We start from the raw sequence: 12,694 nt of genomic DNA on the forward strand, positions 1-12,694 counted from the left end.
AGGGAGGGCGTGTGAGCGAAAACCTGGAATTTGAACGCAGTTTCTCTGACTTCGGACCTGCTGTGCGGCCTGAGGAGCGAACGCAGGACATCCTGGATGTTGTCGAAGATTTTATGCACCGCTGGGGCTACTCGGTGCGTAATCTGATCGGGGCCGAGCTAACGGTCGAACATCTTGGCAGCAGTCCAGAAGGTGTTCCGGATCTGATTTTCCGCATGGCAGCGCTGGACTATTTCGAGATCGTCATCCGCGGCCGCAACGGTTCGGTCAGCTATGGCGGATGGTTAACCGGAACATTGCCGGTCTCGGTTTCCGGCGAACACGTCAATGGCCGCCCGGTTCTGCTCACTAGCCGCCGCGAGGGCGGCAAGATCCGCCACGCGTTCGACCCATTGGCCGGTTACCGTCCTGTGGCCGAAACCATGAACCTGCCTTTGCACGCCGTATGGCGGCTCTCGGACGCTAACTAGCCTCAGAACCACAAGAAACCAGCGGCACTTTGATTGCGGAACCGATGAGCTGGCTGCCGGCCGGTAAAATGCGACCGATTTTCTCCGTGCCGCTCATGCTTTCTTTAGAGTCTTGCTGCCCTGCTAACGGAAAGAAGCAGGCAGCCGCATCGCGGCATCCCTGCATCGTTAAGTGCCTGGCCCAACCATCACGGCAGTGGGGGCGTGCCCCCCTGGCTGGCCCGGGCGCAGATGAAAACAGGCGGCTGCCTAGGGTGAGACGATGACGAATATAAATGATGTGCCGGCGCGGCGGCGCTTCCGGCTGTTTTCCAGCATAGGCGCCAAGGTCACGCTTATTCTGATGGCAATGGGCGCCGCCTCCGCCGTTGGCGGTGTTCTGGTCACCCTGGTGTTTACACAAACAGGCCGCCAGATGGAGGTTCTGACCCAGGAGAAGGTCCCGCAGCTGGAACTCAGCAGCCGGCTGGTCAATGCCGCAGGCAGTACCAAGAACTCGATGATCGGCGTCTTACAGGCCGGATCGGTTGAGGAGCTGGCCCAGGCCGAGGAAAGCGCCGCTGCCGCCGTCGCAAATCTTGATGGCACCGTTGCCGGGCTGCCCGCTGCGGAGCAGGCCCTGTTCGCACCGGAGGCGTCTGCCGCCGCCGGAATGCTCAGGAACCTGATCGCTGCGCGCCAGGGGGCCTTTCGCAATCAGGCCTGGATCGACACACAGACGGCCAGCCTGCAAACCCTTAGCCAGACAGTGCAGGACAAGCTTGTCGCGGTGGCCGCAGAGGCCCGCGACAGCCTGATGGACGGCGGCGAAGAAACTATCATCCAGGTCGATGAGGTCCTGAACAACCTGGTGGAGCAGCAATTCGGCGGCCTGCAGACACTGCTGGAAGCAAGGGCTGACATCAGCGTTCTCTCCGGCGCGGCGCTGGCGTTGGGCCACGTGCGCGATGTGCCAACAAAACGGGCGCTCAAGAAGATGGCGAAGGACGCATTGAAACGTCTGGAGCCGGTGCTGGGCAGTTTGGAAGAGCTAGGCCTGGAAGCTTCTCGCGTGAAAAAGGTCCGTGAGGCCGTTGAGCTGTTCAGCTATACGCTGACGGCCAGCCGCAAGGAGCTGAAGGACAGCCGCAAAGACGTGCTGGCCGCCCGCAATGCCAGCGTGCGCCCGCTGACCCAGGCGATGGAGCGGATGGTGTTCACCCTGTCGGTTGCGGCGACCCAGGCCAGCGCCGACAACCGCACTGCGATCCAAGGTCTGCTGGACAACCAGGTCGGCGTGCTGCAGCAATTGCTGGAAATCAACGGCTGGATCAGTGCCTTTCAGGTGGCAGCGCTGGACATGGCCGCTGCGCATGACATTGCCGCGGCCCAAGATGCCGCCGGGCCGCTGCAGGAGGCCGCCCGGATGCTGGCGGGCTATAGCGGTTTCAACGGTGGCGTATTTGAACAGGAATTGAAGGGGATGGTGGCGCTGGCGGATCCCTCGCAGGGCCTGCCGGTTTTCAAGGTTGCAGCTTTGGAGGCCGCGGCCGAAGCCGCGGCAGCGTCCCGGGCCACGGTGGAGGCGGTGCTGGAGTTTTCCCACAAGGCGACCAGCCTGGGAGCCGAAAGCCAGCAGCAAATTGCCTCTATCGCAGATGGGCTTGCCGCCGATGTGACTGCAGCGCAGCGGCAGCTTCAGATCCTGGCGGCAGTCGCGGCGGCAGTGTTTCTGGGTTCGCTGGTGCTGACCCGGTTCCTCATCCTGCGGCCGCTGGCAGACATCAGCGGCACCACTGAGCGTTTGGCGGCAGGCAACCTGCGCCCGGTGACCGGCTACGAGCGTTCAAGCGACGAAATCTTCCGCATCGCCACGGCACTCTCCGTCTTCCGCGACGGGCTGGTGGAAAAGGCAGAAGTGGAGCAGGCAGCCGAGGCCGAGCGCAGTGCGCGCCTGGCTGAGCAGACTGCCGCGGTGGCGGCCATCGGCAACGGGCTGGAACGCCTGTCCCAGGGCGATCTGACCTATCGCATCCAGGGTGAGATAGGCGAAGGCTACGCCAAGCTGCGCGATGATTTCAATGCAGCGCTGGAAAAACTGGAGGCCTCCGTGCGCAGCCTCAGCACCAGCGGCCAGTCGATTGCAGGCGGCAGTACTGAAATCTCCTCGGCGTCCCATGACCTGTCCGAGCGCTCAGAGCACACCGCGCAGACCCTGGCCGGAACCGCGGCTGCGGTGAACCAGCTGTCCGTCTCCATTGCCGGCACCGCCCAGGCTTCGGGTGAAGCGTCGGCTTCGGTCGAGGCCGCGCGGCAGAACGCCAGCGATAGCATCGAGGTGGTGAAACGGACCTATGGCGCGATGGAGGCGATCAAGGACAGCTCCGAGAAGATTTCCCGGATCATTGGCATGATCGAGGCCATTGCCCAGCAGACCAACCTGCTGGCGCTGAATGCGGGTGTTGAGGCAGCCCGTGCAGGCACTGTTGGCAAGGGTTTTGCCGTCGTCGCCTCGGAAGTGCGGACCCTGGCGCACCGGTCCAAGGAGGCCGCAACGGAAATCGCTGCATTGGTGGATGAGGCTGGCCGGAACGTCGAGCTCGGTGCAGATCTGGTTGAGCAGACCCGAACGGCGATCGGCGAAATCTCTGCCTCTGTCGCCAGCGCAGCCGACCTGATGAAGTCCATCTCGCAGGCGTCTTCAGAGCAATCCGGAAGTCTTCAGGAGATCAATACGGCGATGGCCAACCTGGACGACGCGACCACCCGCAACGCGGCTTTGTTCGAGGAGGTCACCTCCTCCAGCCTGGGCCTGTCCAGGGAAGCTCAGGCCATGGCAGGCGCCATCGGTGCCTTCCGCACTCAAGCTGCAGAAACTGGACAAAGCAGCAGCAGCCCGCAGCCAGAGGAGACCCGGCGGATGCGGGCCTAGGGCGCCGCCGCACACCTGCTGTAGTTTGGCCGGGCTGCGTTTGCCCGGATCAACCGGACAGCGGCTTGGGCGCACCTGCCCCGTTCTGCGGATGCATGTGGTCCACCCGCCTAAGCAGGCAGGGAGGACAAAGGCGGCGCTGGAACAGCCCTGCCCTACCCCTCAGGCACAAAGCGGTAGCCGCTGCCGGAACGTTCGGCCCGCCCGATGCCGCCGCCCGGCAAGTGATAGCCAATCAGCCGCATCTGTTCCGCGGCCAGCTGATCCATCAGGCGCAGGCGCGTCGCAGCCGCTGTTTGCGGATCCTGGTCGGAGCCGACCGGCCAGGAGGGTTCGGCAAAGCTCACATGGTGATTGCCAACAGCATCGCCCAGGATCAGGACGCTTTCACTACCGCTGCGGACTTCAAAGGCCATATGCCCCGGCGTGTGGCCCGGTGTGGCCCGGGCGGCAACACCGGGCAGGATTTCCGCACCATCGGCGAACAGCTGCACCCTGTCCTCCAGCACTTCCATCCTGCGGCGGGCCCCGGCGGCCATGGCAGCGCGGCTGCTGCCGATGCTGGCGGCCGTCTCCGGATCATACCAGTAATCCCACTCGCCCTGCCCCATCAAGAAGGCAGCTTCGGGAAACAGTAGCTCATCGAAATCGTCGAGCACCCCCCAGAGGTGATCCGGATGGCAATGGGTAAAGACCACATGGGTTACCTCCTCCGGGCCAACCCCGATGGCTTCAAGCGCCTCAGGCAGCCTCCCCGCGCTGTCCTGGAACCCGGGCCCGGAGCCCGCGTCGAACAGCACCACCCGGCCTTCGTCCCTGAGCAAGGTTACGTTGACCTCCGGCGTCAGCGGCCCGTCCCCGATCCCGTACTGGTCTAGCAGCGGTTGCAGCGCCTCCGGGTCCAGCCCGCCAAAGATAAACTCCGGCGGCAGGGTCAGGTGGCCGTCCGACAGCGTTTCGAGCCGCATAGTACCCAGTTCGATCCGGGATAAGGCCCACCCAGGTGCTGCCGCCGCAGCCAGCCCCGCCGCAGCCGCCAGGCCGAAATTCCGTCTGCTCAAGGTCATGACCTCTCCTCCCGTGTCACTCAGCCTGCATCAAATGCAAATATTCCATTTGGTGAATTATAAGGCATGGCAGCCGAGAGGGAAACGCCTGCTTTGCCGCAGGCCGGCCAGCGGTGGCATCACCTGAGCCCTAAAGCGGAGCAATGGCGGCGCAGGGCAGCGCTAAACCGCTGTGCGGCAGCGCTAAGCTGGTGTTCCCGGCGGGTGCACAGGCCCACGGGCCCCAATGTGCTGTCCGTGTTCAGCGGCAGTGCGGTCATGGTGCCAGCCTCCAGATCCGGCCGCACCACACCGTGGCTGATGATCCAGACCGCCTGATGCGCCAGCACGAAGCGCCGCCCGAAGGAGGCGGACACCGTTTCGACCGGGAACCGCGGCAGCGCAAGCCCCTGCTCCAGGAACATCCGCTCGACAAAGGGGCGGATGATCGAGCCTTCCGACGGCATCAGCACCGGAAAGCCCTCGAATACGCCCGACGGCAAGTGGGAAACGCCGGCCAGCGGGTGGTCTTTCGCGACCACCGCTGTTACGCGCTCGCGATACAGCGGGTCGAATTCCACTCCGGCCATGGTTTCGGGCGCAGGCAACCGGCCCACCACTACATCCAGACTGCCGCGGCGCAGCTGATCGATCAGATACTGATTGCCGCCGGACATCACCGTAAATCGGCCCGGAGCACTGCCTGCGCGCAGCTGCGCCAGCGTGTCCGGCACCAGATCCGCGGCCACGGTCGGCAGCGCCCCGATGGCGACCTGCGGCCCTTCCGCCTCCCCCAGCCCCTGCAACAACGCCACCCCGTCACGCGCCAGCGCCAGGCTGCGCCCCGCGTGATCCTGGAACAGCTCTCCATAGCTGCTGAGCCGGATGCCGCGGCCATGTTTTTCCACCAGCGGCTTGCCGCAAACCGCTTCCAGCTCGCGCAGCGCCCGGGTGACCGCAGGCTGGGTCATGCCCAGCGCCTCAGCCGCCTGGGTGACGCTCATCTTGCGGGCGACTTCGACGAAGACCTCAAGATGGCGCAGCTTCAAAGAAGACGAAAGTCGCATATCACCACGGGTATCATTTTATGCCTGTTTGGGGATTATACAGATCACCTGCGGTATGCGATACTCCCAAGCAAAGGAAGATCGCAATGACGCAAGACCGATACGACCGCGGTATGCAAGTCCGGCGCAGGGTGCTGGGCGATGTCCATGTGAACCGCGCCGAGGCCGCCAAGACCGCGCTGGACCAGCCGTTTCAGGCGCTGATTACCGAGGGCGCTTGGGGCACGGTCTGGGCCTCGGACCGGATCTCCTTGCGGGAACGGTCGATGCTGACACTGGCGCTGCTGGCGGCGACCGGCAACTTTGCCGAGATCCCGATGCACATCCGCGCCACGGCCCGAACCGGCGCCACGCAGGAAGATGTGATGGAAGCCTTCCAGCATGTCGCCATCTATGCCGGCGTGCCACGCGCCAATCAGGCGCTGAAACTGGCCAAAGAGACCTATGCCGAAATGGCAGCCGAAGGAGGGGAGCCCGCATGAGCACGCCGCCGAAACCTGGGGAGTTCTATCAGCGCGACCGGCGCTGGCATCCGCCCGCCCTGTCGCAGGACTACAAGACCTCGGTCACCCGCTCGCCGCAGTTTCCGCTGATCAGCCTGGAAAACACCGCCAGCGAGATCACCGGCCCGGTGTTCGGGCACAACGACATCAATGCTACGGACAACGACCTCCTGAGCAACTTCGCCCAGCGCGGCGAAAGCCCGGTTGGCGAACGCATCATCGTGCATGGCCGGGTTCTGGATGAAAACGCGCGTCCGGTGCCGAACACGCTGGTGGAGATCTGGCAGGCCAATGCCTCCGGCCGCTACCGGCACAAAATGGACACCTACCTCGGCGCGCTGGACCCGAATTTCGGCGGCTGCGGCCGGACCCTGACGGATGAGGACGGCTGCTACCATTTCCGCACCGTGAAGCCCGGCGCCTACCCCTGGCGCAACTGGGTCAACGACTGGCGGCCTGCGCATATCCACGTTTCGGTCTTTGGCAGCGGCTTTGCCCAGCGGCTGATCACCCAGCTCTATTTCGAGGGCGACCCGCTGATTTCCCGCTGCCCGATCGTGAACACCATCCCGGACCCGGAAGCGGTGGAGATGCTGGTGGCCCGGCTCGATATGAACGCCACCATCCCGCTCGACACCATCGCCTACCGCTTTGACATCGTGCTGCGCGGGCGGCGGTCCACCCTGTTTGAAAACCGGCTGGAGGGGAACTGATGCGCCAGAAGCTGGACTATCTGAAAGAAACACCCTCGCAGACCGCCGGGCCCTATGTCCATATCGGCTTAGCCCCTGGCGCAGCAGGGTTCGAAATCTACGATCAGGAGCTTGGCTGGGACATTGCCGGCCCCAACGCCAAGGGTGAGCGGATCCGGGTCGAGGGTGTGGTGACAGACGGTACCGGCTCGCCGGTCAAGGACGTGCTGCTGGAGGCTTGGCAGGCCAATGCGGATGGCGTCTATGCCCACCCCGGGCATTCAGGCGGGGTGGAGGAGGGTTTCCGCGGCTGGGGCCGGGTGATCACCGACTTTAAAACCGGCGAATGGGGCTTTGACACCGTGAAACCCGGGGCCGTGATGGGCCGGGGCGGCCAGATGATGGCACCGCATATCAGCCTGTGGATCGTGGCGCGCGGCATCAACGTGGGACTGAACACGCGGATCTATTTCGAAGACGAGGCAGAGGCCAATGCTGCCGACCCGGTGCTGAATGTGATAGAGTGGGAGCGCCGCCGCGCCACCCTGATCGCCAAGCGTGAGCTGCGCGGCGGCACGCCTGTCTACCGTTTCGACATCCGCCTGCAGGGCGAAAACGAGACCGTGTTTTTCGATATCTGAAGGGGAATTCCATGAGCAAACCCTGCATCATCTGCGTCGCCATCACCGGCTCGGTGCCGACCAAGGAAAACAACCCGGCGGTGCCGGTCACCATCGAAGAACAGATCGAAAGCACGCATGAGGCGTTTGAGGCCGGTGCCTCGATTGCCCATTGCCACGTGCGCAACGACGACCAGACGCCGACCTCGGACCCGGAGAAATTCGCGCGTCTGATGGAGGGACTGCAGAAACACTGCCCCGGAATGATCATCCAGCTGTCGACCGGCGGCCGCTCCGGCGCTGGCCGGGAGCGCGGCGGGATGCTGCCCCTGCGGCCCGACATGGCATCGCTGTCGGTGGGCTCCAACAACTTCCCCACCCGGGTCTATGAGAATTCCCCTGATCTGGTGGACTGGCTGGCCTCGGAAATGCGCGCTCACGAGGTGAAACCGGAGATCGAGGCCTTCGATCTGTCGCATATCCACCAGGCGGTGAAGATGAACCGCGAGGGACGCATTCCCGGCACGCTTTACGTGCAGTTCGTGATGGGGGTGAAGAACGCGATGCCGGTCGACAAGGACGTGTTCGATTACTACGTCAAAACCATGCAGCGGCTGGCGCCGGAGGCCCAGTGGTGCGGCGCCGGCGTCGGGCCGGGGCAAATCCTGGTCAACGAATGGTCCATCGCCGCTGGCGGCCATACCCGCACCGGGCTGGAGGATAACATGCGGCTGGACCGGGACACCCTGGCGCCCTCCAACGCTGCGCTGGTGAAACGCGCAGCAGAGCTGTGTGAAAAATACGAGCGCCCCGTCGCCACCTGGCAGCAGGCCCGCGAGATCCTGGAGCTGCGACCCGCCTGAGAGCGCCCGCTTCGGGCCGTAAGGCCCGAAGCCATGCCCAAGGCCGCCAGGCGGCCCGCCAGGGCAGCCGAGGGCGCGGGAGCACACCCCGCCTCCCCCGCCGGAAGGATCACCCCTCGCCGGACAGGTCCTTGAGGATCGGGCAGTCCGGGCGGCTGTCGCCCGCGCAGCTGTTGACCAGCTCGCCAAGCGTGTCGTGCATCGCCTGAAGATCCGCGATCTTCTCTTCGATCTTGGCCAGATGCTCCTGCGCCAGCTGTTTCACATCGGCGCTGGCACGGCTTTCATCCTCGTAAAGCGCCATCAGGGTGCGGCAGTCCTCGATGGTGAAGCCCAGCGCCCGGGCCCGGCCCAGAAACGCCAGTTTGTGCAGGTCGGTCTCGGCAAAGCAGCGGTAGCCGTTGGCGCTTCGGTGCGGCTTGATCAGGCCGATATCCTCATAGTAGCGGATCGTCTTGGCGGGCAGGCCTGAGCGGCTGGATACGTCCCCGATGTTCATGCGCGCGCCTCCTGCTTGCCGGCATCCTTGGCCGCGAATGCGGCCTGCTCCTCATCTATGGCAGGTTTCAGGCGGCGCAAGCGCAGGGCATTGGACAGCACAAACACGCTCGACAGCGCCATCGCGCCCGCAGCCAATGCCGGCGACAGCAGCGGCCCGCCAAAGGGATAGAGCACCCCGGCGGCCACCGGGATCAGCAGCACATTATAGCCGAAGGCCCAGCCCAGGTTCTGGCGGATGTTGCGCATGGTGGCGCGGCTGACGGTCAGCGCATTGACCACCCCGCGCAGATCGCCGGAAACTAGCACCACATCTGCCGCCTCGATGGCCACATCGGTGCCGGTGCCGATGGCGATGCCTGCATCCGCCGCTGCCAGCGCCGGCGCGTCATTGATACCATCGCCGACAAAAGCCAGCGCGCCATGTTCCGCTTGCAGCTCCTGCAGCGTCTCGACCTTGTCCGCAGGCAGGCATTCGGCTTTCACCGCGTCAATGCCCAGCCGCCTGGCAATCGCTTGCGCCGTCGCGGCTGCATCGCCGGTGATCATCGCCACCTTCAGCCCCTGATCGTGAAACGCCTTGATCGCCGCAGGGGTGCCCGGCTTGATCGGATCGGCCACCGCAATCACCGCCGCCGCCTGCCCGTCAATGGCTGCGTACAGCGGAGTTTCACCGCGTTCCGCCAGCCTTTCACCTTCCGCCGCCAGCGCGCCAAGCGCAATGCCTTCGCGCACCATCAGCCGGGCAGCGCCCACCAGAACCTCGCGCCCCTCTGCCTCTGCCCGCAGGCCGTAGCCCGGGATCGCCTCAAAGGTGTCCGCCCTGGGCAGCCCCTTACCTGCCGCTGCCGTGATGGCACGGGCAATCGGGTGTTCCGATTGCGCCTCAGCCGCACCGGCCAGGCGCAGGACCTCCTCGCGGGTGAAACCCTCGGCGCAGATCAGCTCAGTCAGCGCCGGACGCCCCTCGGTCAGGGTACCGGTCTTGTCGAGCGCCACCACCTTGATCTCCTGCAGCCGCTGCAGCGCGTCGCCCTTGCGGAACAGCACCCCCATCTGGGCGGCGCGGCCGATGCCCACCATGATCGAGGTCGGCGTGGCCAGCCCCATCGCGCAGGGGCAGGCGATGATCAGCACAGAGACGCCGGCCACCAGCGCCAGCGGCAGCGACGGCGCCGGGCCGAACAGGGACCACGCCAGCACCGTGAGCGCCGCCACCACGATGACCGCGGGCACAAACCACAGGGTGATCCGATCGACCAGCCCCTGCACCGGCAGCTTTGCGCCTTGCGCCTGCTCCACCATGCGGATGATCTGCGCCAGCACAGTGTCGCGCCCCACACGGGTGGCGCGGAATTCCAGCGCGGAGTTGCCGTTGATGGTGCCTGCTGTCACCTCATCGCCGCGGGATTTGGCCACCGGCACAGGTTCGCCGCTGATCATGCTTTCGTCGATGTAGGAGCTGCCCGAGACGATTTCGCCGTCGACCGCAATGCGCTCGCCCGGGCGGACCCGGATCAGGTCCCCTGCCCCGATCTCCTCGACCGGCGTTTCCACAGCGTCGCCGCCGGCAACCACCATGGCGGTTTTCGGCTGAAGGCCGGCCAGCTTGCGGATCGCGGCGCCGGTGCGCCCCTTGGCGCGTGCTTCCAGAAACCGGCCGGTCAGGATCAGCACCACGATCACCGCGGCGGCCTCGTAATAGACATTGGCGGTGCCCGCGGGCAGCAACCGCGGCGCAAAGGTGGAGATGACTGAGAACCCGTAAGCGGCCGAGGTGCCCAGCGCCACCAGCGCGTTCATATCCGGCGCCCCCCGGAACAGCGCCGGGAACCCATTGGTGTAGAACTGCCGCCCCGGCCCGGCCAGCACCAGGGTGGTCAGGCCAAATTGCAGCAAGTAACTGTTCTGCATGCCGATATTGGCGGCAACCCAGTGATGCAGCGCCGGAATTATATGGCCGCCCATCTCGATCAGGAAGACCGGCAGCGTCAGCACCGCGGCGATCAGCACCTGCCGCCCCAGCGCGGCGATCTCATCCGCCTTGCGCTGGCTCGCCTGCTCCGCCTCATCCGGTGCGCCGCTGCTCAGACGCGCCGGATAGCCCGCATCTGTCACCGTGCGGGCCAGATCGGCGGCGCGGACCGCCCCGGTCAGGAACCGCACCTGCGCGCTTTCGCTGGCCAGGTTGACGCGCGCCTCCAGCACGCCTGGCACCGCCAGCAGTGCCCGCTCCACCCGGCCCACACAAGACGCGCAGCTCATGCCGCTGAGCGCCAGGGTCACTTCCGACTCCGCCGCCGGGTAGCCCGCGGACTTGAGCGCATCCGTCAGCTGAACCAGTTGCACCTGCGGCGCGGCCTCGACCTGGCCGGTCGCGTTTGCAAGGTTCACCGAGGCCGTCTCAACCCCTTCGACCGCAGCCAGGGCACGTTCGGCGCGCCCGGCGCAGCCTGCGCAGCTCAGATTGGTGATTTGCAGTGAAATACGGTTGTTTTCTGACATGGGAGACCTGCGGGTTTTATCCTATGTTAGGCCATATGAGGGTTCCAGTCAGGGGAAGGTCAAGGCCCCGCGGCAAGATTCCTTCCCAAAACTGGAAGCCTGCGGGCAAGCTGCTGGAATACGCAGTTTTTTCTTCCTTAACAGATGGCGCGGACCGCCGCTCAGCTGTCGCATTCGGGGCAAAGCCCGGCACACCGGGACTGCTAGGGTGCCGAGGCAATGCTTGCGTGCGCCAGCCGGCAAATGTAACGCTGGGTCATTCCGGCCCGCGGCCCTGCCGCTGGCAACGCATTCACCCCGGACCCGCCCTGCGGCGGCCCGGCCCCGGAGAATATGGACGAAGGACCAGTCACATGATCAAAACCCGCGCCGCCGTTGCGGTTGCCCCCGGCAAACCGCTGGAAATCATGGAGGTGAACCTCGAAGGCCCCAAGGCGGGCGAGGTTCTGGTGGAAATCAAGGCAACCGGCCTGTGCCACACCGATGAATTCACCCGCTCGGGCGATGACCCCGAAGGTATCTTCCCCGCGATCCTGGGCCACGAGGGCGCCGGTGTTGTGGTCGAGGTCGGCGAAGGCGTCACCTCGCTGAAGCCGGGCGACCACGTGATCCCGCTCTACACGCCCGAATGCCGTGAGTGCGAGTACTGCCTCAACCCCAAAACCAACCTGTGCCAGGCGATCCGCTCGACCCAGGGCCAGGGCCTGCTGCCGGACGGCACCACCCGTTTCTCAATGCAGGACGGAACACCGATCCACCACTACATGGGCTGCTCGACCTTCGCGAACCACACCGTGGTGCCGGAAATCGCGCTGGCGAAAATCCGCGAGGACGCGCCGTTTGACAAGGTCTGCTACATCGGCTGCGGCGTCACCACCGGCATCGGCGCGGTGATCAACACCGCCAAGGTGGAAATCGGCTCACGCGCGGTGGTCTTCGGTCTCGGCGGCATCGGCCTCAACGTGATCCAGGGCCTGCGTCTGGCCGGTGCCGACCAGATCGTCGGTGTCGACCTGAACCCGGGCAAGGTCGAAATGGCCGAGAAATTCGGCATGACCGACTTCGTCAACCCGGCCGAGGTCGAGGGTGACCTGGTGGCGCATCTGGTCGAACTGACCGGCGGCGGCGCCGACTACACCTTCGACGCCACCGGCAACGTGCAGGTGATGCGCACCGCGCTGGAATGCGCCCACAAAGGCTGGGGTGAAAGCATCATCATCGGCGTGGCGCCGGCCGGGGCCGAGATTTCGACCCGTCCGTTCCAGCTGGTCACCGGCCGCAGCTGGCGCGGCACCGCCTTTGGCGGCGCATCAGGCCGCACCGACGTTCCGAAGATCGTCGACTGGTACATGGACGGTAAGATCGAGATCGACCCGATGATCACTCACAAGCTGACCCTGGATCAGATCAACGAAGGTTTCGACCTGATGCACGAGGGCAAATCCATCCGCGCCGTGGTGGAATTCTAGTCCCCGGCAGACTGCCAAACCGCAATACGCAGGCCCCAGGGCCTGCGTTT

The 12,694-nt window shown here is 65.1% G+C and carries 11 protein-coding genes; 7 read left to right on the top strand and 4 right to left on the bottom strand.

Annotated elements, in window-relative coordinates:
- Positions 1-11: 11 nt before the first annotated feature.
- Positions 12-470 (top strand): hypothetical protein, encoded by a 459-nt coding sequence (locus tag AC5STI_RS09920; protein ID WP_495446557.1) that lies wholly within the window; start codon positions 12-14, stop codon positions 468-470.
- 262 nt (positions 471-732) lie between these two features.
- The gene (locus AC5STI_RS09925; RefSeq protein ID WP_495446558.1) at positions 733-3,381 is read left to right on the top strand and encodes a methyl-accepting chemotaxis protein; all 2,649 of its coding nucleotides are present in this window, start codon (positions 733-735) and stop codon (positions 3,379-3,381) included.
- 155 nt (positions 3,382-3,536) lie between these two features.
- Here AC5STI_RS09925 and AC5STI_RS09930 read toward each other — a convergent pair whose 3' ends face one another.
- Positions 3,537-4,448 carry an MBL fold metallo-hydrolase gene (locus tag AC5STI_RS09930; RefSeq protein WP_495446559.1) on the bottom strand — a complete coding sequence of 304 codons (912 nt, stop codon included), beginning with the start codon at positions 4,446-4,448 and terminating at the stop codon, positions 3,537-3,539.
- A gap of 119 nt (positions 4,449-4,567) precedes the next feature.
- Complete coding sequence (gene pcaQ / locus AC5STI_RS09935) at positions 4,568-5,494, bottom strand: pca operon transcription factor PcaQ (RefSeq protein ID WP_495446560.1); 927 nt, start codon at positions 5,492-5,494, stop codon at positions 4,568-4,570.
- A gap of 86 nt (positions 5,495-5,580) precedes the next feature.
- Here pcaQ and pcaC point away from each other — a divergent pair, with 86 nt between their 5' ends.
- From pcaC to AC5STI_RS09955, 4 genes are read left to right on the top strand one after another with little or no spacing between them, the layout of a single operon-like run.
- Positions 5,581-5,976: a 4-carboxymuconolactone decarboxylase gene (gene pcaC, locus AC5STI_RS09940; RefSeq protein WP_495446561.1), complete on the top strand. Its 396-nt coding sequence runs from the start codon at positions 5,581-5,583 to the stop codon at positions 5,974-5,976.
- Positions 5,973-6,710, top strand: coding sequence for a protocatechuate 3,4-dioxygenase subunit beta (pcaH, locus tag AC5STI_RS09945; protein ID WP_495446562.1), 738 nt, complete (start codon positions 5,973-5,975; stop codon positions 6,708-6,710). Before pcaC ends, pcaH begins: the two co-directional genes overlap by 4 nt.
- On the top strand, positions 6,710-7,330 hold the full coding sequence (gene pcaG, locus AC5STI_RS09950; protein ID WP_495446563.1) for a protocatechuate 3,4-dioxygenase subunit alpha: 621 nt from the start codon (positions 6,710-6,712) through the stop codon (positions 7,328-7,330). Before pcaH ends, pcaG begins: the two co-directional genes overlap by 1 nt.
- A gap of 11 nt (positions 7,331-7,341) precedes the next feature.
- Complete coding sequence (locus AC5STI_RS09955; protein ID WP_475047094.1) at positions 7,342-8,172, top strand: 3-oxoadipate:acetyl-CoA acetyltransferase; 831 nt, start codon at positions 7,342-7,344, stop codon at positions 8,170-8,172.
- A gap of 109 nt (positions 8,173-8,281) precedes the next feature.
- Here AC5STI_RS09955 and cueR read toward each other — a convergent pair whose 3' ends face one another.
- Together cueR and AC5STI_RS09965 are read right to left on the bottom strand one after the other, a co-directional pair.
- Positions 8,282-8,671 carry a Cu(I)-responsive transcriptional regulator gene (gene cueR / locus AC5STI_RS09960; protein ID WP_039181103.1) on the bottom strand — a complete coding sequence of 130 codons (390 nt, stop codon included), beginning with the start codon at positions 8,669-8,671 and terminating at the stop codon, positions 8,282-8,284.
- Positions 8,668-11,175 (bottom strand): heavy metal translocating P-type ATPase, encoded by a 2,508-nt coding sequence (locus AC5STI_RS09965; RefSeq protein ID WP_495446564.1) that lies wholly within the window; start codon positions 11,173-11,175, stop codon positions 8,668-8,670. The genes cueR and AC5STI_RS09965 overlap by 4 nt, the downstream gene beginning before the upstream one ends.
- A gap of 356 nt (positions 11,176-11,531) precedes the next feature.
- Between AC5STI_RS09965 and AC5STI_RS09970 the strand changes: the two genes are divergently transcribed.
- The gene (locus AC5STI_RS09970) at positions 11,532-12,644 is read left to right on the top strand and encodes an S-(hydroxymethyl)glutathione dehydrogenase/class III alcohol dehydrogenase (RefSeq protein ID WP_475053008.1); all 1,113 of its coding nucleotides are present in this window, start codon (positions 11,532-11,534) and stop codon (positions 12,642-12,644) included.
- Positions 12,645-12,694: the final 50 nt, after the last annotated feature.

This window comes from Leisingera sp. CC-HEC096, assembly GCF_059429235.1.

Coding starts and splice junctions, on each gene's coding strand:
- AC5STI_RS09925 (WP_495446558.1), top strand. CDS start 733: ATGACGAATATAAATGATGTGCCGGCGCGGCGGCGCTTCCGGCTGTTT.
- AC5STI_RS09930 (WP_495446559.1), bottom strand. CDS start 4,448: ATGACCTTGAGCAGACGGAATTTCGGCCTGGCGGCTGCGGCGGGGCTG.
- pcaQ (WP_495446560.1), bottom strand. CDS start 5,494: ATGCGACTTTCGTCTTCTTTGAAGCTGCGCCATCTTGAGGTCTTCGTC.
- pcaC (WP_495446561.1), top strand. CDS start 5,581: ATGACGCAAGACCGATACGACCGCGGTATGCAAGTCCGGCGCAGGGTG.
- pcaH (WP_495446562.1), top strand. CDS start 5,973: ATGAGCACGCCGCCGAAACCTGGGGAGTTCTATCAGCGCGACCGGCGC.
- pcaG (WP_495446563.1), top strand. CDS start 6,710: ATGCGCCAGAAGCTGGACTATCTGAAAGAAACACCCTCGCAGACCGCC.
- AC5STI_RS09955 (WP_475047094.1), top strand. CDS start 7,342: ATGAGCAAACCCTGCATCATCTGCGTCGCCATCACCGGCTCGGTGCCG.
- cueR (WP_039181103.1), bottom strand. CDS start 8,671: ATGAACATCGGGGACGTATCCAGCCGCTCAGGCCTGCCCGCCAAGACG.
- AC5STI_RS09965 (WP_495446564.1), bottom strand. CDS start 11,175: ATGTCAGAAAACAACCGTATTTCACTGCAAATCACCAATCTGAGCTGC.